This window comes from Streptomyces canus, assembly GCF_001514145.1.
GTDB classification, from domain to species: Bacteria; Actinomycetota; Actinomycetes; order Streptomycetales; family Streptomycetaceae; genus Streptomyces; species Streptomyces canus.
Map to the genome: position 1 here is coordinate 73,256 of NZ_KQ948683.1, position 26,385 is coordinate 99,640.

At 69.8% G+C, this 26,385-nt stretch carries 25 protein-coding genes; 13 read left to right on the forward strand and 12 right to left on the reverse strand.

Features of this window, described 5'->3' with window-relative positions:
- Positions 1 to 236: 236 nt before the first annotated feature.
- The 6 genes from AQJ46_RS47760 to AQJ46_RS47785 are packed head-to-tail and all read right to left on the reverse strand — an operon-like array spanning position 237 to position 5,494.
- Positions 237 to 1,802 (reverse strand): class I adenylate-forming enzyme family protein, encoded by a 1,566-nt coding sequence (locus AQJ46_RS47760; protein ID WP_208617109.1) that lies wholly within the window; start codon positions 1,800 to 1,802, stop codon positions 237 to 239.
- Positions 1,803 to 1,858: 56 nt separating this feature from the next.
- The gene (locus AQJ46_RS47765; protein ID WP_059211621.1) at positions 1,859 to 2,668 is read right to left on the reverse strand and encodes an enoyl-CoA hydratase/isomerase family protein; all 810 of its coding nucleotides are present in this window, start codon (positions 2,666 to 2,668) and stop codon (positions 1,859 to 1,861) included.
- Positions 2,669 to 2,678: 10 nt separating this feature from the next.
- Positions 2,679 to 3,488: an enoyl-CoA hydratase/isomerase family protein gene (locus AQJ46_RS47770; protein ID WP_059211622.1), complete on the reverse strand. Its 810-nt coding sequence runs from the start codon at positions 3,486 to 3,488 to the stop codon at positions 2,679 to 2,681.
- 1 nt (position 3,489) lies between these two features.
- Positions 3,490 to 4,272, reverse strand: coding sequence for an enoyl-CoA hydratase/isomerase family protein (locus AQJ46_RS47775; RefSeq protein ID WP_059211623.1), 783 nt, complete (start codon positions 4,270 to 4,272; stop codon positions 3,490 to 3,492).
- Complete coding sequence (gene fabG / locus AQJ46_RS47780) at positions 4,269 to 5,042, reverse strand: 3-oxoacyl-ACP reductase FabG (protein WP_225887621.1); 774 nt, start codon at positions 5,040 to 5,042, stop codon at positions 4,269 to 4,271. The genes AQJ46_RS47775 and fabG overlap by 4 nt, the downstream gene beginning before the upstream one ends.
- A complete protein-coding gene (locus AQJ46_RS47785; protein ID WP_059211624.1) occupies positions 5,042 to 5,494 on the reverse strand; it encodes a MaoC family dehydratase in 453 nt (150 codons plus the stop codon). The genes fabG and AQJ46_RS47785 overlap by 1 nt, the downstream gene beginning before the upstream one ends.
- Positions 5,495 to 5,597: 103 nt before the next feature.
- Between AQJ46_RS47785 and AQJ46_RS47790 the strand changes: the two genes are divergently transcribed.
- The 5 genes from AQJ46_RS47790 (at position 5,598) to AQJ46_RS58025 (ending at position 10,593) form a co-directional block, all read left to right on the forward strand.
- On the forward strand, positions 5,598 to 6,398 hold the full coding sequence (locus AQJ46_RS47790; protein ID WP_059211625.1) for an SDR family NAD(P)-dependent oxidoreductase: 801 nt from the start codon (positions 5,598 to 5,600) through the stop codon (positions 6,396 to 6,398).
- 12 nt (positions 6,399 to 6,410) lie between these two features.
- A complete protein-coding gene (locus AQJ46_RS47795) occupies positions 6,411 to 7,040 on the forward strand; it encodes a TetR/AcrR family transcriptional regulator (RefSeq protein ID WP_213084260.1) in 630 nt (209 codons plus the stop codon).
- 69 nt (positions 7,041 to 7,109) lie between these two features.
- Positions 7,110 to 8,264 carry an acetyl-CoA C-acetyltransferase gene (locus tag AQJ46_RS47800; RefSeq protein WP_059211626.1) on the forward strand — a complete coding sequence of 385 codons (1,155 nt, stop codon included), beginning with the start codon at positions 7,110 to 7,112 and terminating at the stop codon, positions 8,262 to 8,264.
- A 3-nt stretch (positions 8,265 to 8,267) separates the two neighbouring features.
- Positions 8,268 to 9,428: an acyl-CoA dehydrogenase family protein gene (locus tag AQJ46_RS47805; protein WP_059211627.1), complete on the forward strand. Its 1,161-nt coding sequence runs from the start codon at positions 8,268 to 8,270 to the stop codon at positions 9,426 to 9,428.
- Positions 9,429 to 10,272: 844 nt separating this feature from the next.
- Positions 10,273 to 10,593 (forward strand): helix-turn-helix domain-containing protein, encoded by a 321-nt coding sequence (locus AQJ46_RS58025; protein WP_059211628.1) that lies wholly within the window; start codon positions 10,273 to 10,275, stop codon positions 10,591 to 10,593.
- A 121-nt stretch (positions 10,594 to 10,714) separates the two neighbouring features.
- On the opposite strand, the gene AQJ46_RS47815 is transcribed toward AQJ46_RS58025, so the two are convergent.
- Positions 10,715 to 12,280, reverse strand: a complete 1,566-nt coding sequence (locus tag AQJ46_RS47815; RefSeq protein ID WP_059211629.1) for a class I adenylate-forming enzyme family protein — start codon at positions 12,278 to 12,280, stop codon at positions 10,715 to 10,717.
- A gap of 137 nt (positions 12,281 to 12,417) precedes the next feature.
- Between AQJ46_RS47815 and AQJ46_RS59265 the strand changes: the two genes are divergently transcribed.
- From AQJ46_RS59265 to AQJ46_RS47830, 4 genes are all read left to right on the forward strand, one after another.
- A complete protein-coding gene (locus AQJ46_RS59265; RefSeq protein WP_107117486.1) occupies positions 12,418 to 12,957 on the forward strand; it encodes a transposase in 540 nt (179 codons plus the stop codon).
- Positions 12,894 to 13,445 (forward strand): hypothetical protein, encoded by a 552-nt coding sequence (locus AQJ46_RS54960; RefSeq protein ID WP_159064210.1) that lies wholly within the window; start codon positions 12,894 to 12,896, stop codon positions 13,443 to 13,445. The genes AQJ46_RS59265 and AQJ46_RS54960 overlap by 64 nt, the downstream gene beginning before the upstream one ends.
- A gap of 236 nt (positions 13,446 to 13,681) precedes the next feature.
- Positions 13,682 to 14,122, forward strand: a complete 441-nt coding sequence (locus tag AQJ46_RS47825) for a nuclear transport factor 2 family protein (protein ID WP_225887622.1) — start codon at positions 13,682 to 13,684, stop codon at positions 14,120 to 14,122.
- A gap of 14 nt (positions 14,123 to 14,136) precedes the next feature.
- Entirely contained in the window at positions 14,137 to 14,673 is a 537-nt protein-coding gene (locus AQJ46_RS47830; protein ID WP_225887623.1) for a TetR/AcrR family transcriptional regulator, read from the forward strand.
- Positions 14,674 to 14,918: 245 nt separating this feature from the next.
- Here AQJ46_RS47830 and AQJ46_RS47835 read toward each other — a convergent pair whose 3' ends face one another.
- Positions 14,919 to 16,067: an oxygenase MpaB family protein gene (locus AQJ46_RS47835; RefSeq protein ID WP_059211631.1), complete on the reverse strand. Its 1,149-nt coding sequence runs from the start codon at positions 16,065 to 16,067 to the stop codon at positions 14,919 to 14,921.
- Positions 16,068 to 16,183: 116 nt separating this feature from the next.
- Here AQJ46_RS47835 and AQJ46_RS47840 point away from each other — a divergent pair, with 116 nt between their 5' ends.
- A complete protein-coding gene (locus AQJ46_RS47840) occupies positions 16,184 to 16,882 on the forward strand; it encodes a TetR family transcriptional regulator (protein ID WP_059211632.1) in 699 nt (232 codons plus the stop codon).
- 335 nt (positions 16,883 to 17,217) lie between these two features.
- On the opposite strand, the gene AQJ46_RS47845 is transcribed toward AQJ46_RS47840, so the two are convergent.
- Positions 17,218 to 17,739, reverse strand: coding sequence for a hypothetical protein (locus AQJ46_RS47845; protein ID WP_225887624.1), 522 nt, complete (start codon positions 17,737 to 17,739; stop codon positions 17,218 to 17,220).
- Positions 17,740 to 18,031: 292 nt separating this feature from the next.
- Here AQJ46_RS47845 and AQJ46_RS47850 point away from each other — a divergent pair, with 292 nt between their 5' ends.
- Entirely contained in the window at positions 18,032 to 18,229 is a 198-nt protein-coding gene (locus AQJ46_RS47850; RefSeq protein WP_059211633.1) for a hypothetical protein, read from the forward strand.
- Between the two features lie 415 nt (positions 18,230 to 18,644).
- Positions 18,645 to 19,427: an NPP1 family protein gene (locus AQJ46_RS47855; protein WP_059211646.1), complete on the forward strand. Its 783-nt coding sequence runs from the start codon at positions 18,645 to 18,647 to the stop codon at positions 19,425 to 19,427.
- 83 nt (positions 19,428 to 19,510) lie between these two features.
- Here the strand turns inward: AQJ46_RS47855 and AQJ46_RS47860 are convergent, their stop codons facing one another.
- From AQJ46_RS47860 to AQJ46_RS47870, 3 genes are all read right to left on the reverse strand, one after another.
- A complete protein-coding gene (locus AQJ46_RS47860; RefSeq protein ID WP_059211634.1) occupies positions 19,511 to 20,209 on the reverse strand; it encodes a class I SAM-dependent methyltransferase in 699 nt (232 codons plus the stop codon).
- 125 nt (positions 20,210 to 20,334) lie between these two features.
- Positions 20,335 to 21,030, reverse strand: coding sequence for a response regulator (locus AQJ46_RS47865; RefSeq protein WP_059211647.1), 696 nt, complete (start codon positions 21,028 to 21,030; stop codon positions 20,335 to 20,337).
- 402 nt (positions 21,031 to 21,432) lie between these two features.
- A complete protein-coding gene (locus tag AQJ46_RS47870; protein ID WP_225887625.1) occupies positions 21,433 to 22,632 on the reverse strand; it encodes a sensor histidine kinase in 1,200 nt (399 codons plus the stop codon).
- Between the two features lie 297 nt (positions 22,633 to 22,929).
- Here AQJ46_RS47870 and AQJ46_RS47875 point away from each other — a divergent pair.
- The coding region (locus AQJ46_RS47875) for a S8 family peptidase (RefSeq protein WP_079072796.1) at positions 22,930 to 26,385 on the forward strand (3,456 nt) is incomplete at its 3' end.

Consider the following 26,385-nt stretch of genomic DNA (forward strand, 5'->3'; position numbering starts at 1 on the left):
AGCCCTGCACCGTGCCGGCGGGTGCGGTGGGCAGCTCGACCGTCCGCGAACCGGACGGGCCGGTCGGACGTGTCGCTGTGGCCGATGGCCGTCCGTCGGTGATCACCAAGGGACGGCCGCCGTACCGCGCGGCGCAGGTGGCCGAGCAACCCTTTTTAATTGACTTTAGATTAAACGATCCGGGGTCGGATCGGCAACCAGGACGAGCGGGTGAGTTGTGCGACTCGTGGGCGGGCTCAGTCGAGATCGCGCAGTGTCCCGGCGGTGACGGCGTCGCGGAGCTTGAACTTCCGTACCTTGCCGGCCGGGGTGACGGGCATCTCGTCGGCGACGTACCAGTGCTGCGGGACCTTGTACTTGGCGAGGCGGGCGCGGCAGTGCTCCACCAGGGCGTCGCGCAGTCCGGCGGGCTGCTCCCCCGCCAGCCGGACGACAGCGGCGACCGCCTCGCCCATCCTCTCGTCCGGCACCGCGACGACGGCCGCTTCCAGCACGGCCTCGTGCCCCAGCAGACAGGTCTCGATCTCCACCGGCGCGATGTTCTCGCCGCCGCGGATGATCAGCTCCTTGAGCCGCCCGGTGACGGTGATCACGCCGCGCGCGTCCATGGCTCCGAGGTCACCGGTGTGCACCCAGCCTCCGGCGTCGACCGTGCGCGCGGTCGACTCCGGGTCGTGCAGGTACTCGATCATCTGCTGGTAGCCCCGTGCGCAGATCTCCCCCGGTGTGCCCAGCGGCTGCACCGCGCCGGTGACCGGATCGACGATCTTGCATTCCACCTGCGGCAGCGGCCGGCCCACCGTGTGCGTGAGGTCCTCAGGGGTGTCCGAACGCCCGGTGGCCGACAGCGTCGGCGCCAGCTCCGTCTGGCCGTACATGATGTGCACCCGGGCTCCGAACAGCTGCCGGGTCGCCTCGACCAACGCGGCGGGCACGTTCGCCCCGCCCACCGCGACCGTGCGCAGCGCGGGCGCCGTACCACCGGCGTCGCGGGCGGCCTCGACCAGCGCGCCCAGCATCGCGGGAACGCAGAACAGGACGGTGGCCTGTTCCTTCTCCATCAGTTCCAGTACGAGGGCGGGCCGGAACTGTTCGACGAGCACCATGCAGCCGCCCAGCCACAACGATCCGAGGGTGGCCACCACGCACCCGGCCGTGTGGAACATGGGCAGCGGGTTGACCTGCATCGCGCCCGGCTCGACCTCCGCCCTCTGCGCGGACAGCTTCGCGACGTTGACGAGGGAGCGGTGGCGCAGCAGCACGCCTTTGGGCAGGCCGGTGGTACCGGAGGTGTACTGCAGCATCACCGGTGCGCCGGCGTCCTGGACGTCGGCCGTGGCGGGCAGATCCCCCGACTCGGCCAGCCAGCGCTCCCGTGCGGAGAGGGAGACGACCTCGCGCAGCGCGGGGCACCGGGACCGGACAGAGGCCGCGACGGCCGCGAGGTCGTAATCGCGGCTGACGTCGGCGTGCAGGAGCACCGCGGCCCGCGAGTGGTTGACGGCGTAGACCAGTTCGTCGGCGCGCAGCACCGGGTTGAGCGCGACGAGGGTCATCCCGGCCAGCGCGGCGCCGTACTGGATGACCGGCCACTCGATGACGTTCGGCGCCCACAGGGCGACGAACTCCCCGGGCTCGGCCAGCCGCAACAAGGCGGTGGCCACCCGCCGGGCCTCGGTGTACAGGTCCCGGTAGGTCAGCCGGCGCTGCTCACCGGTGCCGTGCGCGGTGCCGACCAGGGCGAGGGCGTCGCCGTGGGTCCTGGCACGTTCGGCGAGCAGCGAGCCGACGGTGTACTCCACCAGGGGCACGCTGTCGTCTCTTGACCACTGTGATGTGGTGAGCGGCTCTCTCATTCTCAGCATCCCTTGAATACGGGCCGGCGTCGCTCGTGGAAGGCGGCAACACCTTCTGCGAAGTCCGCCGAGTCGAACAGACGGGTCTGGTGCTCGACCTCGCGGTCGAGCGCCGCGCGCGGATCGCCTGCCTGGCAGGCGCCGAGCATCATCTTGATCGCGGACAGGGCGAGGGGCGGGCCCTCGGCGATCCGTTCGGCATCGGCCAGTGCCCGGTCCAGGGCGCTCCCCGGCTCGACCAGTTCGTCGGCGAGCCCGAGAGCGAGGGCTTGCGGGCCCTGGATCCGGCGGGGCAGCAACAGCATCTGACGGGCCGCCGCGAGTCCGGTTCTGGCCGGCAGCGATACCGATATCCCCATGTCACCGGCGAGTCCGACGCCGGTGAACGCCGTGTTGAAGGACGCGTCGGACGCGGCGACGACCCGGTCGCAGGCCAGCGCGAGCGCCGCCCCGGCGCCGTACGCGAAGCCCTCGACCGCCGCCACCACCGGTGTGGGGCCGTCCCAGACGGCCCGGATCACCCGCTGGGCGGCCTGCGCCCTGGGGCGGCTCTCCTCCGGGCCCTGCCGGCGCATGGTGGAGACGTCACCACCGGAGCAGAAGGTGCCGCCGGCGCCGGTCAGCACGATCGCACGTACGGAGGTGTCGGTCATCGCGGCCTCCAGCTTCTCCGCGAGCACCACCCGCAGGGGCAGATCGATGGCGTTGCGCTTGTCCGGCCGGTTCAGGGTCAGCACACGGACCGGGCCGTGGTCCTGGAGCAGCACGATGTCGTCATCGCTGCCCTGGCCGTCATAGCTGTCCTTGCTCATGGCGTCCCCGTCACTGTCCCGTGAAGACCGGTGGCCTGCGTTCGAGCACCGCCGCCAGCCCTTCCCTGGAATCGGCGGTGCCGGAGAGTTCCGCGACCGTACGGGCCTCCTCTGACAGTCGTTCCGCCACACCGGCGCCGACGCCGCTCCACAGCAGCCGCTTGGTCGCCGCCAGCGCGAGAGGGGCACCCGTGGCGAGGTCGCGGGCGAACGCGAGGGCGTCGTCGAGCAGCCGTTCGTCCGGTACGACCCTGGTGAGCAGCCCCGCGTCCAGCGCCTCGGCGGCGGTCAGGGTGGGGTTGGTCAGCAGGATCTCCATCGCCTTGCGCAGGCCCACGAGCTGGGTCAGCGTCACCGACACGCCGGCGTCGGGCGCCATGCCGACACGTACCGCGCCCGACATGAACTTCGCCGACTCGGCGGCGATGACGAAGTCGGCCGAGCAGACCAGCCCGAAGCCGCCCCCGCCGGCCGCGAAGCCGTGCACCGCCGCGATGACCGGGGCCCGCAGGTGCAGGAGCGCGGAGGCGGCGATCTGGAGCCAGGAGGTCGCCTCCCGAAGATAGTCCGGAAGGTCTTCGCCCTTGGCGGCGAAGGTGTGGACGTCGCCGCCCGCGCAGAAGTGCCGGCCCTCTCCGGTGATCAGCACCACGCGCACCCCGGGTTCGGCGTGGCAGCGCATGACGGCCGCGTGGAGCGCCTGGAGGAACGGCACGTCCAGGCCGTTGGACGCCTCGGGGCGGTTGAGCCGCAGCCGTGCGACGCCGTCGGCGTCCAGGTCCAGGAGCACCGGCCCGGAGTCGATCAGTTTGTCCGTCATATCAGTTGCCTTTCGTGGCTTTCGCGGTGAAGGTCGTGATCCCGGCGCCCGCCGCCGCCTCGCCGATGTGGTCCAGTACCGCGGCGCGCTCCAGGGCGAGACCGTCTTCCAGCGGCAGCCGCAGCCCCTCGTGCACGAGGCGTTTGGCGGTGGAGAGCGCCTGCGGGTCCTTGCCGCCGAGCCGCTCGGCGAACTGTGCGACCGCCTCCTCGAACCCCTCGTCCGGCAGGCACCGGTAGGCCAGCCCCCAGTCGACGGCCTCGGCGCCGGTCAGCCGGTCCCCGGTGAGGATGTGCGCCAGGGCCCGCTGGCGCCCCACGAGGCGTGGCAGCCGCTGGGTGCCGCCGCCACCGGGAATCTGGCCGAAGTTCGCGTGGGTGTCGGAGATCGTGGCCCGTTCGTGCACCAGCGCGATGTCGCAGGACTGCATCAGTTCGAATCCGCCGGCCATCGCGTAGCCCTCGACCACCGCCACCACGGGGACGGGCAGGGTCGCGATCATCGCGCAGGCCCGGCCGAAGTTGTCGAAGAGCGGCGCCATGGCCGCCGGCCCCCCGGCCCGCAGCCGCTCCAGTTCCCTGAAGTCGCCGCCGACCGAGAAGTTGCCGCCCGCGCCGCGGATCAGGATGACCCGCGCCGTGGCGGCGAGTTCCGTCAGCGCGTCCCGCAGTTGGCGGCCGAGCTCGACCGTGATCGCGTTCATCGCCTCGGGACGGTCGAGCAGGATGTGGCCCACCGCACCGTCCGTGCGGGTTCGTACGACGTGTGCGACCTGGGTACTCACATCAATCGCCCGCCGCCCACTTCCAGGACCGCGCCGGTCATGTAACTCGACAGATCGGATGCGAGGAACAGGACGGCCCCGGCGACCTCCCTGGGCTGCCCCGCCCGCTTCATGGGGATGTCGGCCTCGCGTGCCGCGAAAACCTCCGGCGGCATCGCCTCGGTCATGGCGGTACGGATCAGGCCCGGCTGCACCGCGTTGACCCGGACCCCGCGGTGGGCGAGCTCCTTGGCCGCCGCCTTCGTCAGACCCACGATGCCCGCCTTGGCGGCGCTGTAGTTGGTCTGTCCGGGGTTGCCGGACTTCCCGGACAGCGAGGAGATGTTCACGATCGATCCTCGTCCGGCCTCACGCATCACCGCCGACGCCGCCCGTACGCCGAGCCAGGTCCCCTTGAGGTGAACCCCGATCACGGCGTCGAAGTCCGCGGCGCTCATCCTGCGCAGCGAGGCGTCGCGGGTGATCCCGGCGTTGTTCACCAGGATGTCCAGGGCTCCGAAACGCTCGGCGGTGTGCCGCACCGCGTTCTCCACCGACGTCTCGTCGGTGACGTCGCAGCCCAGCCCCAGTACGGAGTCCGCGTCGCCGCCGGCGATCTGGGCCGCGGCCTTCGCCGCCCGCTCGGCGTCCACATCGGCCAGGGTCACGCGCGCGCCGTGCTCGTGCAGAAGCCGGGCGATCTCCAGTCCGATCCCCTGGCCGGCGCCGGTCACGATCGCGGACCGGCCCGCCACCAGCCCGCCGGCCGGCCCGCCCATCAGCCCGCCCATCAGCCGACGTACCGCACGACGGAGTCGACCACGCAGGCGGGCTTCGTGCCGCCCTCGATCTCGATGACGGTGGACAGCTTCAGCTGGACCGCGCCGTCGAGAGGCGTCACCTCGGCGATCCGGGAGGTGGCCCGCAGCTTGGAGCCGACCGGCACGGGCGCCGGGAAGCGCACCTTGTCCAGCCCGTAGTTGACCGCCATGCGGACGCCGTCGACACGGTAGATCTGCTGCAGGAACGCCGGCAGCAGGGACAGGGTGAGCAGACCGTGGGCGATGGTGGAGCCGAAGGGTCCCTGGGCGGCGCGCTCGGCGTCCACGTGGATCCACTGGTGGTCACCGGTGGCGTCGGCGAACCGGTCGATCCGCTCCTGGTCCACCGCAACCCAGTCGCTGCTGCCGAGGGTCTCCCCCGCCGCGGTGGCGAGTTCGGGCAGGCCGTCGAAGATCTTCATGTTTCGCTCCGGGGCTGGTCAGAATTTTGAATCTAATCTAGATTCATAAATGTCGGGGGTCAACGGTTGCGAAGCGGCCGGGGTGCGAGGGAGCGGAGAGAGCATGGATCTGGGACTCGGCGGCGCGCAGGTGCTGGTCACCGGCGGCGCCTCCAACATCGGCCGCGGAATCGTGCACGGCTTCGCCGCCGAAGGCGCGCGCGTGCTGATCTGCGACATCGACGGCGACCAGGCCGCAAAGGTGCGGGCCGAGGCGCTGGAGCGCGGGGCGGCCGAGGCGGAGGTCGCCGTGGCGGACCTGGCGGTCGAAGGATCGGGCAGGGCCATGGTCGACCGGGTCGCCGAGGCGTGGGGCGGGATCGACGTACTGGTGAACAACGCGGGCCTGAGCCTGCCGGGGTTCATCGCCGAGGACACCGACCGCGACGGCTGGCGGCGCATGGTCGACGTCAATCTGTTCGGCGCCGTCGAGTGCACCCAGGGCGCACTCAACGCGATGCAGGGGGTGGGAAGCGGTTCGATCGTGTTCATCTCCAGCGACGCGGCCTTCGGCGAGATACGGCAAGGGGTGTACGGGGCGACCAAGGCCGCGCTGATCGCGCTGGCCCGCACCGTCGCCCGGGAGCACGGCCGGCACGGCATCCGGTCGAACGTCGTCTGCCCCGGACTGGTACTCCCCGAGAGCCCCGACGCGATCGGCACCCGCAGCCTGTGGGCGGTCGGCGGCCAGGACGCCGTCTTCGACGACCGGCAGATCGAGGCGGTGCGCAGGCAGATCCCGCTACGCCGGCTCACCACGGCCCAGGACGTCGCCGACGCGGTGGTCTGGGTCTCCTCGGAGCGCGCGGCCCGGCAGGTGACCGGCCAGGTCCTCTCGGTCAGCGGCGGCTACTCGATGCCGTAGGAGGCACTCTCTGTGGACACCACCAGCAGGAACAACATGACGAAACCGGTACCGGAGGCGAAGTCGGCGGCCACCCGGGACCGGATCCTCGGCGCCGCGGCGCGGGTACTGAGCCTCAAGGGCTACGCGGCGACCCGGCTCTCGGACATCGCCGACCTCGCCGGAGTGCGTACGCCCGCCGTCTACTACTACTTCCCCTCCCGCGAAGTACTGATCACCGAGGTGATGGTGGTCGGCCAGCTGCGGCTGCGGGAGCACGTCGAGACCGAGCTGGCCGCACTGCCCGCCGGCACACCACCGATGGACCGGATCTGCGCCGCCGTAAAGGCACATCTCCAGGTGGAGCTGGATCTGTCGGACTTCGCCACCGCCGTCACCCGCAACAGCGGCCAGCTGCCCGAGGAGGTACGCGCCCGGCTGCGCGAGGAGAGCGGCGCCTACCTCGCGCTGTGGCGGGACCTGCTGGCGACCGCGAAGGCCGCGGGAGCCATCAGGGACGGCCTGGACCTGCGTGCGGCTCGCATGCTGGTCATGGGCGCCCTCAACTGGACACCAGAGTGGTGGAACCCCCGGCAGGGTTCGCTGACCGGCGTCATCCGCACCGCTCAGAGCCTGGTGCGACACGGACTCGGCACGCCCTGACCTCCGGGCCCGCCGTCACCCGCATCCCCTTCCCCACTCACCCCACATCCCCTTCCACTGGAGGACCTCATGCCCGAGGCGTACATCATCGACGCGCTGCGCACCCCTGTCGGCCGGCGCGGTGGCGGCTTCGCCCGGACCCACCCGGCCGATCTCGGCGCCCACGTCATCCGTTCCCTGGTCGGGCGCGGCGACTTCGACCCGGCCGCGATCGACGACGTCATCTTCGGCTGCCTGGACCAGATCGGCTCGCAGGCCGGCGACATCGCCCGTACCTGCGCGCTGGCCGCCGGACTGCCCGAGTCGGTGCCCGGTGTGACCATCGACCGGCAGTGCGGCTCGTCCCAGCAGGCCGTGCACTTCGCCGCGCAGGCTGTCATGTCCGGCACGGCCGATCTCATCGTGGCCGGCGGCGTGCAGAAGATGAGCCAGTTCCCGATCCTGTCCGCGTTCGGCGCAGGTGAGCCCTACGGCGCCACCGACCCGTGGACCGGTTCCCAGGGCTGGCGGGAGCGCTACGGCGACCAGGAGATCTCCCAGTTCCGCGGCGCCGAGATGATCGCGGAGAAGTGGGGCCTTGAGCGGTCGGTGATGGAGGAGTTCGCGCTGGAGAGCCACCGGCGTGCCCTGGCCGCCCAGAGGGAAGGCCGCTTCGACGCCGAGATCATCCCGTTCGACGGAGTCACGGCCGACGAGGGCCCGCGTGCCGACACCACCCTGGAGAAGATGGCGGGGCTCAGGACACTGACGCCCGGCGGGCGGCTGACCGCCGCGGTGTCCAGCCAGATCTCCGACGCGTCCTCCGCGATGCTCATCGCCTCCGAACAGGCCGTACGCACACACGGGTTCACACCCCGGGCGCGTATCCACCATCTGTCGGTACGCGGCGCCGACCCCGTGATGATGCTGGCCGCGCCCATCCCGGCCACCGAGCACGCCCTGAAGAAGGCCGGGCTCACGATCGACGACATCGATCTGGTCGAGATCAACGAGGCCTTCGCCTCGGTCGTCCTCGCCTGGCAGGCCGACATCGGCGCCGACCCGGCCCGGGTCAACGTCAACGGCGGCGCCATCGCGCTCGGCCACCCGCTCGGCGCCACCGGCACCCGGCTGATGACCTCCCTGCTCAACGAACTGGAACGCACCGGCGGCCGCTACGGCCTGCAGACCATGTGCGAAGGCGGCGGCCAGGCCAATGTCACCATCATCGAGAGGCTCGGCTGACCCATGCGACGGGATCTGTACACCGAAGACCACGAGCAGTACCGCGAGACCGTCCGCGAGTTCCTCGCCCGCGAGGTCGTCCCCCACCACGACCGGTGGGAGTCCGAACGGTGGATCGACCGCAAGGTCCTCGCCACGGCCGCGCAGCAGGGAATCTACGGGCTGCAGATCGGTGAGGAATACGGCGGCGCCGCCGAGAGCGACTACCGCTACCGCATGGTCGTCTGCGAGGAGGTCGCCCGCGTCCACGCGCTGTCCTTCGGTCTCACCGTCGCCCTGCAGGACGACCTGGTGCTGCACTACCTGCTGGATCTGACCGATGACGAGCAGAAGCGGCGCTGGCTGCCCGGCTTCGGCTCCGGTCACGTCATCGGCGCACTCGCGATGACCGAACCGGGAACCGGCAGCGACCTGCGCGGTATCCGTACCTCGGCCCGCAGGGACGGCGACGACTGGATCCTGAACGGCCAGAAGACCTTCATCTCCAGCGGAATGACGGCGGACCTGGTGATCGTCGCCGCACGCACGGACCCCGACGCCGGGTCGCGCGGTTTCAGCCTCCTGGTGGTCGAGCGGGACATGCCGGGCTTCACCCGTGGCCGCAAGTTGGACAAGATCGGACTCCCCGCTCAGGACACCGCCGAGCTCTACTTCGAGGACGTACGCGTGCCGGCCGCCAACGTGCTCGGCGCCCCGGGCACGGGCCTGCAGCAGCTCATGAGCCATCTGCCCAGGGAACGGCTCGGAGTGACCGCCATGGCGATCGCCACCAGCCGGGCGATCTTCGACCTCACCCGCGACTACTGCTTCGAGCGCCGGGCATTCGGCAAACCCATCGGCGACTTCCAGCACATCCGCTTCGAACTCGCCGAGATGGCCACCGAGATCGACGTGGCGGAGGCCTACGTCGACCGCTCGGTGCACGCCTACAACGCGGGCCAGCTGACCCCGGTGGACGCGGCCAAGGGCAAGTGGTTCGTGAGCGAGCTACAGAAGCGGGTCGTCGACCGATGTCTGCAACTGCACGGCGGCTACGGCTACATGACGGAGTACCCGGTCGGCCGGGCGTACGTCGACACAAGGATCCAGACGATCTACGGCGGCACCACCGAGATCATGAAGGATCTCATCGGACGTGACCTGGCATCGAAGGGCCGCGGCTGAGGTCTGCGCCCGGGCATGCGGCGAGATGTCCCGGGACGGAATCGAGGTCGCTGCGACCACAACCTCGAAGCAAGAGCACCAGGAGGCGGCGTCGCGGCGGTGGATCGTCAAGACCGGCGCGGGCGTTGAAGGGATCACCTCGTGCGATGTCGCGGTCCCTTCACCCGGGCCGGGCGAGGTACGGGTTCGGTTGCGGGCAGCGTCGATCAGCGCTCCTGACCACCGAGGCCCTGCCCTGGCGGGAGCGTCGCGTGGAGTTACTCATCGCAGGAGGAAGTGCGAGTGCTCGCGCAGCAGCTCGGTGAACTCGCCCCGCCCGGATGACCTGCGGCCAGTGGAGATCGACAAGCAGACACCGACGGGCGGGCAGTGGTGGACCTGGATGCCGCGGCGTCGGCTACCCCGACCTGCTCCGCACGCGGGGCCCGTATCAGACCAGGAATGACCTGCCCTACGCGCCGGCAGCGGAAGCCGCGGGCATCGTGCGCTGCGTGCCCGCGGACAGTGGACCGGCGCCGGGGCAGCCGGCCGCGGTGCTGGCTCCCGATGGGAACTGGCAGCAGGTCATCGCTGTGGAGCCCGGTCAGGTGTTCGCACGACCCGGCACCGTGCCGGCCATCTCTGCCGCCGGGATGACGGCCGACTCCCTCACCGGCCACCTAGCGCCTCACCCGGCGCGCCAGGGCCCAGGCCCAGGCCCACGAGACGGTGCTGATACATGGCTCCGCCTGCGGCAGCGATACCGCAGCGCTGCCTCTATGCCGCGCCTTGGGATTGCGCAGCATCGCGGTGGTCAGCGGATCTCGCAGCACCGAGGCCGCGCGGACCGCCGGGTGCCGACCTGGTGGTGCAGATTGACGGCTGGCTCGACCGGGTCTGCGGACACATCGGCGGCCGGGGCGTGGACATCGTGCTCGACGTGGTGGGCGGGACCGGTTCGCCGTCTCCCTGCGCGCCCTCGCCATGCGCGACGGACACCAGCTCGCCTACGGACATCAAGCAGCCCAAGGCGCTGGTCACAGTGGCGGAGGCGGGCGGCGTGCTGCCCGCCTCCGAGCTGCTGCACCTCGTCCAGTCCGCCGTCGCCAGGCAGATCCACACCCTGAAGAACGAGCTGGGCACCGCCCTCTTCGAGCGCGCCCGTTCGGGCGGGCGGCCCAAGTAGCCGAGAAGCTCCTCGCCGAACGCGTCCGCTGGGCCGGAGGGATCTGGAACGGGCTCGCGCGAGCCGGCCCGCACCCGGTGTCATCACCGTCGGTCTCCTGGAAAGCACCACCGACCTGTTCTCAGGCTCCGGAGATACGGTGCGCCGCACCCTTCCAGAACCGGTCGCGGACCTGACGGCGCAGGATCTTGCCCACTCCCGACTTGGGGAGCGAGTCGACGAACTCCACGCTGGTCACCTTCTTGGTGGGACCCACCATCCGCCTGGTCTCGGCGATGATCTCCTCCTCAGTCAGCGAGCGGTCCGGATCGAGCACCACGAATGCGCGGGGAGTTTCCCCCCACTTCTCATGCGGGACGCCGATCACGCATACCTCCCGGACTCCCGGGATGGACTCGATGGCGTTCTCGAGCTGGGCGGGCCAGATGTTGTAGCCCCCAGAGATGATCATGTCCTCCTTGCGGTCCGCGAGGAACAAGACGCCATGGTCGTCGAGGTAGCCCATGTCACGAGTGAGGATGCTGCCGTCGGGGAGTATCCGGGCGGCGGTGGCCTCGGGATCCTTCCAGATCTCCTTCATGCCACCTGGTGCCTTGGCCGCGATCTCACCGATCTCGTATGGCGGCAGTGGGTTTCCCTCGTCGTCCACAACGGTGACGGTCGTGTTCGGGGTCGGCCGCCCCACAGAGCGCATGAGGCGCCGCTCCTCCTCTGTCCCGTCCGGCTTGTGCTGGTGGGGCAGGAGCATGGTGATGGTGATTGACTCACTCTGCGCGTAGAGCTGGTAAAGGACCGGGCCGAACCTCTTCAGGGCCCGCGTCATGGTCGTCTCCGATATCGGGGAGGCCGCGTAGTTGAGGCAGCGCAGACTGCTCAGATCGCGACGTTCGATATCGGGGTGGGCCAGCATCGCCTGGATCATCGTCGGCACGACCAGGGTCACCGTGGGCTTCTGCTCCTCGATGAGCTCGAGGGCGCGGCCTGCCTCGAAGCCGGGCATCACGATGATGCGACCGCCGACCTGCAGCAGCGGCCACAGCCAGAGGACGGCGGCGTGGGTGAGCTGCCCCGCGGCCAGGTAGGCGTCCCGCTCGTCGAGCTGAGGAGTCACCCATCGGTACTCGGCATTGTTGTCCAGCCACTGCTGGACGGTGTGGACGATGCCCTTGGGGCGGCCCGTCGTTCCGGCGGAGAACCGGATCACGTGGATGTCGTCGGGACCCGACACCACAGAGGGGCGGCCACTCTCCGCAGCCGCGAGGACAGCTTCGTATTCAAGGGCTCCGTCCGTGGCCGGGCCGTCGAACACGATGACGTGCTTGAGCTCCGGCAGCGAGTCGAAGTGCGGGCGGATCTCGTCGATCAGCTTCGCGTTGACCAGCATCGCCTTGGCGTCGACCAGTCCGAGCAGATAGGCGTTGACCTCACCGGTCTCATGGGCGTAGAGCCCAGCCCGCACGAACCCGCCCATGGCGATCCCGGCGATCTGCTCCGGTATCTCGAAGGCGTTCGGGCTGAGCATGGCCACCCGATCGCCCTTGACGAGGCCGAGCCCGGTGAGCATGTTCGCCAGGCGGCAGGAGCGGTCGAACAGCTCTGCGTGGGTTTGCGTCCTGCCGTCGCACCACACGGAGACCCGGTCGCCGTGGCGGACGGCAGAGTTCTGGATGATCGTTCCAAAGTCCATGGGGCGACTCCCTGATGCCGAGCCGACGCTGCACGTGAGGCTGCGGGCGCGAGAAGGAATTTTAATTTAGCTTATATTCAATTCTGAAGGCGAGGTCAACCATCTCGACAAACACGTGATGATCCGGGCCGCCTGTTATGTCGACACGAAGCGGGGTGCGACATGTCGCTGCGGCCGGAAAGCCATCAGAGGATCCCGGTCAGGACGGTGCGCACGGGACGGGCAGCGTGTCCGACGGGCACTCCGACGATGCTGATCAGGGACCGGTTGGACGTGTTACTCGAGGACGAGGAGTTCACCGGGCTCTATCCCGCAGACGGCAGGCCGGGGCTGTCGCGGGACAGCTGGCACTGGTGTCGGTGCTGCAGTTCGCGGAGAACCTCTCCGAACGGTCAGCGGACGCGGTGAGGACAAGGATCGACTGGAAGTACGCGCTCGGCCTGGAGCTGGACGATCCCGGGTTCGACCACTCGGTGCTGTGCGAGTTTCGGGCCCGGCCGGCCGAGAACGACGCTGTGGACCGGCTGCTTGAGGCGATACTGGAGCGCTTGGTCAAGGCCGACCTGCTGGCCGGGGCCGACAGCGTACCGACGCCACCCATGTGCTGGCCGCGGTGCGCATCCTCAGCCGCCTGGAGCTGGTCGGGGAGACGCTGCGGGCCGCTCTGGAGGAGCTGACCGAGGCCGCCCCCGCCTGGCTGACTCCGCTGATCGCGCCGGAGTGGGGCAGGTGCTACGGACGGAAGGTGGAGATCCGCAAGCTGCCGGGCGGGAAGGCCGCGGTGACCGAGGGGCCGAGCAGACCGGCCGGGACGGGCAGAAGATTCTCGCTGCCGCCTGGGCCGCTTCCGCCCCGCCTCGTCTGCGGTCGCTGCCGCAGGGCACGCGGACTGCTGCGCCGGCGGGACGGCCACACCCTGCCGCCAGCCCACCTGCGCTTTGACTCGCCCTACGACACCGAGGCGCACTACTGGGTCAAACGGGACACCGCCTGGAGCGGCTGCCGCGTCCATCTGACCGAAGCCTGCGACGAAGAATTCCCCGAGCTGGTGGTCCACGTGGCCACGACACACTCGACCGTCACCAACAGAGTCCTAACGTTGCACCACAAGGGACATGACCCTGGTCCCTGTCATGCACGCACGTCCAAGACGTGGTCGCCCTGAAATGCCGACGCGCTGACGTCCGGTGGGCACTCGTGCGCGACAACCGAGTCTTCACCCCCGCCCCTCCAGTCACGCAAGCGGCTTGATTCAGTCATTGACTTCGCTCTGAGCCTCTTCGCCCAGGCAGGTGACGCCCCACGACCTGCCTCGCTCCGGCGCCCCACAGCGGCGAAGCGCTCCAGAAAGGGTATGGCTGCATATTGCATCCTCTTCTTACTAACTTGTAAGTTAGATACATGACTACGCTCATGGCCGATGTGGCCGCCACAGACACCGCTGCCATCGAGGACTTCTGCGCCCGGTGGGAGAAGGCATGGAACGATCACGACGGTGACGCGGTCGCCGCGCTGTGTGCCAACGACCTCGTCTACGACGAACCCGCCCTGGGCCAGACCGCGTACGGACCGGACTCCATCCGCCGGTTCGTGAACCACATGGCGGGCATGTTCCCGGACTACTCCTTCACCCGGATGGGGCTGTACGGCGAGGTGACCCGCCGCGCCGTGCTCGTGGCCTGGCGCTTCAGCGGCACCCTCGCGGGCACCGGTCGCCGTGTCGAGTTCCACGGCGACGACCGCCTGGAGCTCGGCGAGGACGGCCTCATCCACGCCTACCGGTGCCTGTACGACTACAAGGGCGTGCTGGACCAGATCCAGGCCGCGTCGGCCCCGGTGTGAGCAAGCCCGCTCCCGTGCGCAAGCCGGCGACCGAACGGCGTGCGGAGATCATGAAGGCCGCTGACGCCGAGTTCGCCGCGAACGGTCTGGCGGGGACGCGCCTGGAAGCCATCGCTGCGAGAGTCGGTGTCTCCCACCCACGCATCGTGCAAATGTTCGGCTCGAAGCGCAGCCTGTTCCTCGATGTCGTGCACGCCGCCTTCGACCGGATCGAGGCCGCCTTCACCGATGCCGAGCCCACACTGACCGGGCTCGGCGACGCCTACGGGCGCCTGCTGCACAACGAGCACACCATCGGCCTCGTGATGCTGCAGGGCTACGCCGCGGCGGCCGACGAGACGGTGCGGGAGGCAGTCAAGCAGCGACAGCTCCAACTCCAGGAAGTCATCACCCGCTTGACGGGCGCGGACGCGATGCAGGTGCGCACCTTCTTCGCCACAGGATTAGTGCTCACCGTGTCCACGCTGCTCGAACTGCCCGAATCACGTGCCGACGCGGTGTGGGGCGCATGGATCCTCGAGCTCGCCGCCGCACCCGACGGCAGCGCGTGAACGCGGTGGCCTCATCCGGCTCGGATGAGGCCACGCGCTACCTGGTTTCGGGACTGGATATAGGTTCTTTTGCCGTCGTCTGAATGGTGGCAGTGAGGTGTCCCGGCCAGTCGGCGGTCATGGGCATGTTGGGCTGGTCGTTGTAAGGGCCTGAGTTGCCGCCCCCCGAGTGTGTGGCACCCGGGAGGCGGCCGGGGCAGACCACGGGAGTGCGGCGGAGCGGTCCGTCGCGGTCTGTCCACTTGTCACGCGACGGGTGCGGACGTATGTGTAGGGCTCCCGGCCAACTGGCTAATGGCACGCTGCGCGAGCGTCTGCTCGTGAAGGCGGCGAGCGGACTCAAGCAGGCGGATGCTGTCCGGCCCCCACATGCGGCGCAGGATGTAGCGCTCGTAGGGGCCCTGCTGCATCAGCCAGGCGATCGGCAGGAAGAGCTTTGCCGCGCGGGCGGCACGCTTGCTCTTGCGCGGGCTGAGACCCATCGAGTGGCGCATCTTGGCCGGCAGCGCGCCCATGACGGGGAGTTCGACCACTGTGGTCTGCAGCATGTACGGGATGACGGCTCGCAGGTGTGAGATGTGGAAGTTCTGCTTCACCGTGTGCATCACCAGCTTGAACCAGTCATCGCCCGTTCCGGGGGCGAGGTTGACCGTCTGACTGGGTTCGAAGAGATCCGCGTACTTCTCGTAGAGGGCCCCCAGTTCGTCCATCGAGGCGGGTATGTCCTCCTCGGGGGCGCCGACGAGTCTCATGTAGGCCGCCGACTCGGCGATGAACTGGTCGCGCTGCTCCGGAGAAAGGCGATGGGGCTTCTTGCCGTCGCGGAAGGCGAACGCCTCATACACGCGCAGCATGGGATGCATCTCCGTCAGCGCGGCCCACATGGCGTCGCGCGGCTCGCTCGCCGCGTAGCCGCCGAGCTCGGGCCGTGCGATGTCGATGACGTCGCCGACCACCTTCTTGTGGATGGCGTGGAGGTGCTTGGCCATCAGCTGGGCGGTCTTCGTGTCACCGAGCCACATGGGAGCGTGCATGCCCGAGTTGCGTGACAGCCGGTCGAACACGTCCAGCATGTTGAGCGTGCCTTCCCGCGCTTTGCGAGCCATCGGGTCGCGGTCGCGCAGGCCGGCGTTGATCGGGTTGTACCCCTTCGTCTGCACCGCACTCTGGGCGGCATTGAGGAAGACGACGGTGGCCGGGTGGAGGAGGACCTCCCAGGCGACGCTTCCGGGCCCGAAAAGGCCGTAGTCGGGGGTGCCGTCCTCGTTCAGCGATCCGCCGGCCGGCGTCGGCTCACCGAAGCGTCGCCAGCGCCGCTCCGTGCCGAGCAGGTCTTCTCTGGTGATCTTGATCTTGGCTGCCTTAGTGCCGTGGCCTGTGGCGACAGTGCTCATGACGAGTCCCTTCGTTCAACTCCCGCTTCAATTCCCGCCCGGGAATTGAAGCTGCCAGCAAGCTATGCTCGGGTGTGCGCCGCGTCAACCCCCACGAATCACGAGAGGCAGAAGCGATGAACGCCACAGAGCGGACACCGGCGACCGATGGCCGGAGGGGACGCGGGCGACGGGCGGGAATCGACCTGGAGCGCATCATCGAGGCGGCCCGCTCCCTGAACACAGGCACACTGACCATGCAGGCCGTGGCCGACAAGCTCGGAGTCGACCGCAAGGCGGTGAACCATCACGTCAGTGACAGGGAATCCCTGCTGAAGCTTCTGGCGCTCGACGCCTTCTCGAAGGGCTCACCGGGCGTTGAGATCCCAGCGGACGCCTCGTGGCAGGAGGCATGCCGCATCTACGCAACCGCCTTCACCGACCGCCTGATCGCCGCCGACGCCCTCGCCGAGCACCTCATGCCGGACGACTCGCTCTACACGCAGTTCATCGAGCCGGCTGAAGCCATCGCAAAACGGATGACAGAAGCGGGCTTCGACGACGAGGGCACGGTGCGCTGCCTCGCCCTGCTGACCAACCTCTGCTGGGCCTACGCCCACGACGCCCTCTACGTGTCACACAGCGGCGAACGCCTCCGGCCACGGCTGACACGCGAATCCGTCGAAGGACGCGACCGCCAGGCATTCGAGAACCTCGCCCGGATCGTCGAACGTGGCATCGACACCTACGACAGAAGCCAACTCGACCTGAGCATCGAGATCTTCCTTCGCGGCGCCGAGACCGTCCTCCTGCGCCGCCCCTCCGACGCACGATGACGCACGAGCAACGGACCGAGAGCTCGTCGCCGCATCGGCGGGCCCTGGGCGATGCACCGCGACGACCACCCACATACTCGCCCTGCCGTCCGCCCCGGCACGCGGCTCGGTGCCCGAATAGCTCGTTGAACTGTGCATGACGGAGGTCGGGGTGCGTGAGTTGATCGTGGCGGAGTACCGGGTCACCGTACTGTCGCCGAATGCGATCGGTGAACTCGTCGCCTGCGTAGAGCCGTTGCGGCAAGAGCAGCATCATGATCGGCGACGGCTCCGCCCCGACGGCGGGAGCCACGGGGAACACAAAAAGTCCGGGCGGGAAGTATCCACCCAGAGCCCTACTGGTATCCGATACGGGGGGTGTTATGAGAATTTATGCCCGATTCTTCCTTGGTCCGGGATGGTCGGCAGGTCGCGGCGGCGCCGGACGGCCACGGCCGGGGCTGGGTGAACAAGCCCCGCTCGGTCTCGACCAGGATCCCGCGGTCGGTCAGCCGCTTGAGCTTCAGGCGGATGCTGTTGATGTTGTTGGGTGCGACCATCAGGTCCATCGCCTCGCAGACCCGCCGCGCCCGCAGTGGATGGTCGGCCGCCATGATCTGCTGGTAGGCCGGATGGTCCGGCAGATTCGGCGGCGCGTACGGTTGCGGGTCGGGCAGCTCCAGCAGTGTCTTTCGGGTGATCCGGACTTCCTCGACGGTCCGGTCGAGTTCGTTGAGGTGTGCGGTCAGCTGCGCGATCTGCTTCTTCGTCGCCCCGGCCTGCGAGGCGACCTCTCCTTCCCGCTCCTCCAGCCGCGCCAGCACCGCTCCGAGCGTCAGCTCCCCGCCGGTCATGCGGTATGCCGCCGGCGTGATCACCCGGACAGCCGACGTAGTATCACCGCGGTCACCGCCCAGTACACCCGCCACTCCGAACTGCGAGGCAGCAGCTCGTAGCCGCGCACCAGCCTGCGGTACAACACCAAGATCCCAAGACTCGATCGACCTCGCCCTCGAAGCCCCGAATGGTGCTCTACGCGGACGATGACCACTGCGCCATGGGCCACGCCCAGCAATGGTCGGCACTGTCGACGAGATTCCGCACGACCACCTGATGCCCCACCGACGTTGAGGCCACGCAAAGAACGACTCGACGCGCTCGCTGCCGCAGATGCGGCGCATCCTCAACCGCATCGACACCCAGATCGACACCGGCCACGGGTGGCACACACCCGACGAATCCGACCGCACCGGAGGCGCTTTCACGATTCCGTCCGCGTTCTCCGCCGAGTTCGAGATCTCCCGCTACGACACCCTGGGGCTGGCCGACGGGGCCACGGTCGCCGGTGTGCCCGGCGTCGTTCCGTGACTTCATGATCTTTGAGAAACACGCCGCCGACGCCACCCGCGGCCGCAACTGTTCCCCGTGGGTGCGCGCGGCGGCGATCAATTCGCCGAGCGTGTCCGCGTGTGGCCGAGGCCGCCTACGTGCCCCGGTGAGCCGGGCCGCGTTCCTGGGTCTCCCTGTCCGGCGAGGTACCGGAGTCGCCGGCGTCGGGGTCATCCCCGTCCCAAAGGGGCTCTTCGTGTTTGGGCGGCCCCGGGGTGTGCGGTGTGTGACGGCATGGCAAACGACCTGCCAACCTTCGGCGCGGGATTTTTCACCCCGATGAATCCCGGTGCTGAACAATGTCCCGCTGCCCAGTCTCGGTCTCGCCCCGCCGGATTTCCCGGCACGGACCACGCCGGATTCCCGGCGGACCGAGCAACTGGAGACGCAGCACATGTCCCACGCAGTCAAGCGCAGCGGTAAGCCCCGCGGCCGCCACGGCAAGACCTTGCTCGTCGCGCTCAGCGCCACCGCGCTGACCGCCGGCCTGCAGGGCAGCGCCTCGGCCGCCGTGCTGACCCCGCTGACGCCGAACGCCACCGCCTTCCAGAAGAAGTACATGCCGGACTTCGACTACGACTCGGACGGCTGCTTCCCCGCGGCGGCCATCGACGCGAACGGAACCCTCAACGGCGGCCTCAAGAACAGCGGGTCGATCACCGGTGGTTGCCGGACCGGCCACCTCGGCAAGGCCAACACGTACTCGCAGTCGCTGTGCAGGAACGGCTGGTGCGCGTACGTCTACGGGCTCTACTTCGAGAAGGACCAGACGCTCAACGGCGCTGACGCCTTCGGACACCGCCACGACTGGGAGTCCGTCGTGGTCTTCCAGAAGCAAGGCTCGGAGAAGCCCAGCTACCTGGCCGCCTCCCGGCACGGTGGCTACAGCACCCACCCGATCAACGAGGTGCCCATGGACGGCAACCACGTCGAGATCGTCTACCACAAGGACGGCGCGAGCACCCACGCCTTCCGCTTCGCCAAGTGGGGAGAGGTGCCCGAGGCCTGGGGCAACGGCGGCTGGGACAAGCCGGGCCTGCTCACCCTGGACCTGATGAAGAGCGACCTGAAGACCAAGCTGTCCAACGCCACGTGGGGCAAGGCCAACTTCCCGCTGGCCGGCAACCTCGTCAGCAACATCAACAAGGCCCGGCCCTCGGCGGTCCCCGCGTTCTGACGCACGGGTCCGCACCGAGCAGCCCCCGGCGGGAACTCTCCCTGTCCGCCGGGGGCATCGCTGTGTCGGCGCTCCGGACGAACTCAGCGCAGGGTGAAGAAGATCATCGGGTTGTCCCTGCTGTCGCGGAGGGGATGGCCCAGAGCGAGGCTTCGTTTGACGTCGTTCAGACGGTGGTGCATCTCGGGGGCGTGCGCCTGGGAGGCGCTGAAGTAGGTGTTCTCCTGTTCGGCGAGCCAGCGCAGGACGACCGCGCCCTCGGTGAACGGCAGCGGCCGCCGGCCGTGGAAGACGTCGTGGACGCACACCGGTATACCCGGCCGCATGCGCGGCAGCAGGTGCTGGATGTACCAGCGGGCGAAACTCGCCGAGTGCGCCGCGTCGATGAACAGGAAGTCCGCGGTGTCCGGGATCTTCTCCAGGTTCTCCCGCGCGTCCCCCTGCGTGAACGTCCAGCGGCCGGTGGACAGCCGCTCCGGGACGTTCCGCCCGACATGGTCCACGATGTCGTACGAGTACAGGTGGCCGGTGCCGTTGTCCTTCAGGGCCTGGAGGATCCAGGTGGTGGACCAGCCGTGGAAGGTACCGATCTCAACCACCGTCTCGGGGCGGGCCTCGCGCAGCAGGAGGTAGGTGATCTCCGCCTCGATGTCGTCGAGTTGGGCCTTCAGCGAGGTCGGCGGCGCGAGCAGTACCCGCTGCTGCTCGCGGACCCGGTCGAGATCGTGGGGGTAGGTGCGGTAGAGCCGAACGATGTGGTCGATGTCGAGGTGGTGGTGCATGCGCGCTCCGTGCGAAACCGGTCTGGTTGGTCAGGGCGCGGTGACGCTAAAGCGCGAGAAGGGAAGGGCACGTCACACCCGAGTGCCAACTCCGGTGTCACACCCGGGTACTACATGCCCTGGTACTACGTGCCCGGTGCCGTCTGGGGCCTGCCGGGGGCGACCAGCCCCGACTCGTAGGCCATGACGACGAGTTGCGCCCGGTCGCGGGCAGCGAGCTTGGTGAGAAGCCGGGTCATGTGGGTCTTGACGGTCTGCTCGGCCACCACCAGCGTCTTGGCGATCTCCGCGTTGGACAGGCCCTGCGCGACCAGCAGCAGAACCTCCGTCTCGCGGGGCGTGAGGCCGTTTAGCCGCACAGACGTGTCCCGGCGCGGGACGGGGCGGCGTCGGGTCACGTCCTCGATGAGGCGGCGGGTGACGGACGGGGCGAGCAGTGCCTCACCGGCGGCGATCACCCGCACGGCCTGCACGAGTTCGGCGACCGGGGCGTTCTTGAGGAGGAGGTCGCTGGCTCCGGCGTGCAGGGCCTCGTAGACGTAGTCGTCGATGTCGAAAGTGGTCAGCATGAGCACCTTGGGACGGTGGATCACGCCGGGCGGCGGATCCAGCAGCCGCCGTGCCGCTTCGAGCCCGTCCATCTCCGGCATCCGTACGTCCATCAGCACCACGTCGGCGTGTGTGCTGCGGCTGACCTCGATGCCGAGCCGGCCGTTGGGCGCCTCACCCACGACGTCGATGTCGCCCTGCGCCGACAGCAGCGCCGCGAACCCCGAACGCACCATGTCCTGGTCGTCCACGACGACCACCCGGATCACCATGTTCATCTCTCCTGTCCCGGTCACCTGAGGAGCCCACGCGACCGGACCGCATGACGGTGCGGGCATGCGTGCGGTGGGCGTGGAGCGGGCTCCACTCTTCCCTCGCGGCAGGAGAGCCGCCTCGGCCGAACGGCCACAAGCGACCGACCGGGAGGGGCGGGACCTCGGCCGAACGGCGGATGACGGAGCGTCATGGGCCCCGGCACGGCTGCCGACCCGGTCCTCAGGGAAGGTGCGCCCCCTCCGTGGACTGCCCGTACGAACTCGCCGTCTGGATCAGCCGGCTAGGTCATCGACCGCGGAGCAGCGCGTTCGACACTCCGTGGTGCCCCTGCTCACCGGCACGGCGATGACAGCCGCGCTCCCTCTCACCGCGGCGTCCGGCCGGGCGTGCCGAGGCGGTCACGACGGCGTCTTCTCCGCCGGCAGGATCGCTACGACTTCCCAGCCCCGGCGGTCGGATCGGGGGCCCGTAGACAGCTTGCCGCCGAGCGCGGTGACCCGTTCGGTCAACCCGACCAAGCCGAAGCCGCCGCCCCGCGCGGCGGCCGGCAGCCGGGTGCCGCCACGGCCGTCGTCGCGCACCGTCACCTCCAGCGCACGGCCGTCGTGGGAAAGACCGACCGTCACCTCGGTGGCATCGGCGGCGTGCCGCCGTACGTTGGTGAGGGCCTCCTGGACGACCCGGTAGGCGGCGGCCTGCACCTCATGGGGCAGGTCGTCGGGCACCGAGGGGTCGCGGCGCAGGGCGGCTTTCGGGCCGACGGGCCCGACGAAGCCTTCCACCAGTTCGGGGAGTGCGGCCAGATCGCCCGTCGGGTGGCGGTCGGTGTCCCCAGCCGCCGGGACGTCGCGCATCAGGCCGACGGTACGGCGCATGGAGGCCAGGGCCTCGGTGGCGGCGCGTTCGACGTCCTTCAGGATCCCGGTCAGACGCTCGGGGTCCGACATGGCCAGGTGCTGGGCCACCTGCGACTGCACGAGGATCCCGGTGACATGGTGGGCCACGAAGTCGTGGAGGTCGGCCGCCATCGCGAGGCGTTCGGCCCGTTGGGTCTCGGTGACCGCCACGCGGCGGCGGTGCTCCAGCGCGCGCAGGTATCCGGCGAGTCCGGCCACCGCGCAGACCGGCAACAGCATGGTGAACGGGTTGACCGATGACTCGCCGAGGGCCTGCCGGTAGGGCAGCGCCAGAACCGCCACCGCGCCCAGAACGCCGCACACCGCCGCCCACCGCACGGGGCAGTCACGCACCGCGATCAGGAGCAGGCACAGCAGGATCGCGATCTCACCGGGGCCGGACATCGCCTCCCGGCCGGACAGGAACACGGCAGCCGTCACGGCGCCGGAGAGCACCGCGGGCACGGTGGTGCGCACCGCCACGGTGAGCCATGCAGGGCGCCGGGCGACGGGCCAAAGGAGCGCCGCCAGACCGACGGGCAGCACCACCAGCTGAGGCCACAGCGCACCCTCGTTGAGGCCCGCGAACAGCAGGTCCACGCCTGCCGCCAGCAACAGAAGGACGATGCCGAACGCCTTCAGAAAGTCCCACCGACGGCCGTCCGGTCCGGGAGGCGTACCGAGGGCACGCACGCTGCTCAGGAGATCCACGGCGTGACCCTAACCTCCCACCGGCACGGCGGGATCAGCCGAAAGGCCACTTGCCACGACGCCGCGGGCCGCGCACACCGGCCGAACGGCCGAGGCCCGGCAGGAGCACGGGTCCGGCCCGATTTTTCAGTGCCCGTGAGGACCTACTGACCAATCCCCCGCAGGCCAAGACTCGATCACGGCCGACGGCACTCCCCCGCCGACGGCTCGGGCGGCCCGTACCCACGCGCCCCCTGCGTGGGTACGGGGCCGCCCCTGCGCCCTTCATCCGGAACCATCCACCGACCTATGGGGAAGCGAGAGAGCACATTGCGGAACAGGCACAGCCGCATCGCACGAAGACTGACGGCGCGGAGTGCCGCATACGGGATACCGGCCCTGGCGGCGGTCGCCGGGCTCACCGCCACCGTCGTCACCCCAGCGGCAGCGGGCCCGTCGGCGGACCTGACGGCCACAGCGACGAGCGGATCGGCCCGGGCCGGTGCCCGGGTGACGCTGGTGACCGGTGACACCGTGAGCGTGGACGGCACGGGCAAGGTGACCGGTGTGCGGCGCGGCGAGGGCCGCGGCCACATCGGCTTCTCGATACGCCGGTTCGCCGGCCACACCTACGTCGTCCCGCAGGACGCGACGCGGCTGCTGGGCAGCGGGCGGCTGGACCGCCGCCTGTTCGACATCACGCAACTCGTCAAGGACGGCTACGACGACGCCCACCGCAAGCAGGTGCCGCTGATCGTCTCCTACCGGGGCGGCAGCGGCACCCAGGCCGTCGCCAGACGTGCCCTGGCCGCCGCCGACGCAGAGGTCGAGCGAGTGCTGCCCGCCGTCCGCGGCGAGGCACTGACCGCCGACAAGCCGGACGCCGGCGACGTGTGGCGGGCGCTGACGGACACGGTCACCGGCGACAGCGCCGTGGCCGCCGCGCCCGGTATCGACCGGGTGTGGCTCGACGGGCGGGTCGAGGCGGCCGTACAGGACAGCGGAGCCCTCGATCCCGAGGGCGGTGTCGCACAGATCGGCGCCCCCGCGGCCTGGAAACAGGGCTACGACGGCAAGGGCGTGAAGGTCGCCGTCCTGGACACCGGCGTCGACGCCACCCACCCGGACCTCAAGGGCAGCATCCTCAAGACCAAGAACTTCGCCGACTCCGACTCCGGCAGCGTCTCGACCGACGACAAGCAGGGACACGGCACCCACGTCGCCTCCACCATCGTCGGCTCCGGTGCGGAAAGCCACGGCAAGTACAAGGGTGTGGCGCCCGGTGCGAAGCTGCTGGTCGGCAAGGTCATGGACGACACCGGCGCCGGATCGGACTCGTCGATCATCGCCGGTATGCAGTGGGCCGTGGCGCAGGGCGCCAGGGTCGTCAGCATGAGCCTGGGCGACACGGACGCCCCGGGGGTGGACCCCCTGGAGAAGGCCGTGAACGACCTGTCGGCCTCCTCCCACGCCCTGTTCGTGATCGCCGCGGGCAACGACGGCCCCTCCGACACCACCGTCGGCACGCCTGGCTCGGCCGCGGCCGCGCTGACCGTCGTGGCGGTGGACCGGCACGACAAGGTCGCCGACTTCTCCAGCCGCGGCCCGACCGCGGACGGCGCGCTGAAGCCGGACATCACCGCGCCCGGCGTCGACATCGTCGCCGCGCGGGCCACCCACGGCAGCGAGGGCGAGGAGGTGGCGCCCGGGTACGTGTCGATGTCGGGCACCTCCATGGCCACCCCGCACGTCGCGGGCGCCGCCGCGATCCTCGCCCAGGAGCACCCCGACTGGACCGGCGAGCGGATCAAGGCCGCGCTGACCGCCTCGGCGAAGCCGCTGACCGGCACCACCGCGTACGAGGTCGGGGCGGGCCGGGTGGACCTGACCCGGGCGACCGGCGCCGACGTCACCACCGAGCCGGCCTCCCTCGGCTTCGGCACCGCCTCCTGGCCGCACGACGACGACCAGTCGACGTCCCGGACGCTGACGTACCGCAACTCGGGCACGAAGCCCGTCACCCTGGATCTGACCTCCGACGTCACCGGCCCCGGCGGCGGCAGCGCACCGACCGGCATGTTCACGGTCTCCCCGGCCCGGCTGACCGTCCCGGCCGGGGGCACCGCGCAGGCCACGGTGACCGCCGACACCCGGCTCGGCGGCGCCGACGGCGCCTACTCCGGCGCGGTGACCGCGAGCGGCGACGGACAGAGCGTGCGCACCGCCCTGGGCGTCATCCGTGAGGTGGAGTCGTACAAGCTGAAGCTGACCGTCACCCGCCGCGACGGCAAGCGCGACGACGCACCCGGCGTCACCGTGGCGAACCTGGACACCGGCAAGCAGTACACGCCGTTCGACGACGACAAGAACCACCCCGACGACACGGTCACCCTGCGGCTGCCCAAGGGCCACTATGTGATCGACGCCCAGACGACCGATCCCCGGGGGAAGACCGCCCTGTTGGTGGCACCCCGTCTGATGCTCGGCCACGACACCGATCTCGCCCTCGACGGGCGCAGGGCCAAGCCGGTGAAGGTCACCGCCCCGGACCGCCGGGCCACCGCGCGCGACGCGCAGGTCCTTTTCGCGGCCCGCGGCGCCGAGCCGGCCTACGACTACGTCGGCGGGAACTCCGTCGACGTCGGTGACACCGCCCTCGGCCAGATCGGTTCCGGGACCACGGCCGGTTCCTTCGTCGCCCAGTTCGGCGGGATCTGGCAGCGCACTGCCACCTCACCGACGTACAACCTCGTGACCACTCGTACCGGCTCCTTCTTCACCGGCCTGAACCGCGCCTTCTCCACCACCCGGGACATGGCCCGGGTGAACACCTCGGTCGCGACCGCCCTGACCCGGGCCACCACCGCCCCCCAGGTGAGCTGGTCCACCCCCGACTGGCCGGAGCTCGACCGGGCGTCCATCTTCTCGGAAGGCCTCCAGCGCCCGGCGCCGACCGGCGCTCTCGTGCAGTACCTGAGCACCGACCGCGGCCTGCGCTGGAACCTGGGCGCCCGGATCGCCAACGGCTCGCACAACGAGGACACGGCCTCCTTCCTCACCGCCCGCCGCTTCGAGCCGGGCCGCACGTACCGGGTCGCCTTCAACGGCGGCGTCCACGGCCCGGCCGTCGCACCGGCGTCCGGAACCGGCGCCACACGGTACGGCGGATACTCCTACATATGCGTGCCGATGTTCTCCGACGGCCCGGGCAACTTCGCCTACCTCCCGCGGACCACCGTCACCACCCGGCTCAGCTCCGGCTCCCGGGTCTTCACTTCCACCACCGACGACACCTGCCTGAGCGTCTACGGCGGCCTGCCCGCCGCGCCGACGCGCTACCGGCTGTCCATCAGCACCGACCGCACCAAGGACTACGGGACCAGCGACCACGTGGACGCGGTGTGGACCTTCACCTCCCGCGACAACGGTGAGACGAAGGGGGTCCCCTTCCCGCTCTCCGTCGTCCGCTTCCACCCGAAGCTGAGCCTGACCGACACCGCCAAGGCGGGCGCCCGCCTCAGGGTGCCACTGTCGCTGCATGGCCCGGCCGCGGCCAAGGGCCACCTGAAGTCGCTGACCGTGCGCGTGTCGTACGACGGCGGCCACACCTGGAAGACGGCCACCGTCTACACGGACCACACCGGCAAGCGGTACCTCACCCTCACCCATGCGAAGAAGCCCAGCACCGTCGCCTTCCGGGCGTCCCTGACCGACACCGACGGCAACACCGCCACGCAGACCATCCACACGGCGTACCGCACGGTG

Coding starts and splice junctions, on each gene's coding strand:
- AQJ46_RS47765 (WP_059211621.1), bottom strand. CDS start 2,668: ATGAGCAAGGACAGCTATGACGGCCAGGGCAGCGATGACGACATCGTG.
- AQJ46_RS47770 (WP_059211622.1), bottom strand. CDS start 3,488: ATGACGGACAAACTGATCGACTCCGGGCCGGTGCTCCTGGACCTGGAC.
- fabG (WP_225887621.1), bottom strand. CDS start 5,042: ATGGGCGGGCTGATGGGCGGGCCGGCCGGCGGGCTGGTGGCGGGCCGG.
- AQJ46_RS47785 (WP_059211624.1), bottom strand. CDS start 5,494: ATGAAGATCTTCGACGGCCTGCCCGAACTCGCCACCGCGGCGGGGGAG.
- AQJ46_RS47790 (WP_059211625.1), top strand. CDS start 5,598: ATGGATCTGGGACTCGGCGGCGCGCAGGTGCTGGTCACCGGCGGCGCC.
- AQJ46_RS47800 (WP_059211626.1), top strand. CDS start 7,110: ATGCCCGAGGCGTACATCATCGACGCGCTGCGCACCCCTGTCGGCCGG.
- AQJ46_RS47805 (WP_059211627.1), top strand. CDS start 8,268: ATGCGACGGGATCTGTACACCGAAGACCACGAGCAGTACCGCGAGACC.
- AQJ46_RS47815 (WP_059211629.1), bottom strand. CDS start 12,280: ATGGACTTTGGAACGATCATCCAGAACTCTGCCGTCCGCCACGGCGAC.
- AQJ46_RS59265 (WP_107117486.1), top strand. CDS start 12,418: ATGTCGACACGAAGCGGGGTGCGACATGTCGCTGCGGCCGGAAAGCCA.
- AQJ46_RS47825 (WP_225887622.1), top strand. CDS start 13,682: ATGACTACGCTCATGGCCGATGTGGCCGCCACAGACACCGCTGCCATC.
- AQJ46_RS47835 (WP_059211631.1), bottom strand. CDS start 16,067: ATGAGCACTGTCGCCACAGGCCACGGCACTAAGGCAGCCAAGATCAAG.
- AQJ46_RS47840 (WP_059211632.1), top strand. CDS start 16,184: ATGAACGCCACAGAGCGGACACCGGCGACCGATGGCCGGAGGGGACGC.
- AQJ46_RS47850 (WP_059211633.1), top strand. CDS start 18,032: ATGCGGCGCATCCTCAACCGCATCGACACCCAGATCGACACCGGCCAC.
- AQJ46_RS47855 (WP_059211646.1), top strand. CDS start 18,645: ATGTCCCACGCAGTCAAGCGCAGCGGTAAGCCCCGCGGCCGCCACGGC.
- AQJ46_RS47860 (WP_059211634.1), bottom strand. CDS start 20,209: ATGCACCACCACCTCGACATCGACCACATCGTTCGGCTCTACCGCACC.
- AQJ46_RS47865 (WP_059211647.1), bottom strand. CDS start 21,030: ATGGTGATCCGGGTGGTCGTCGTGGACGACCAGGACATGGTGCGTTCG.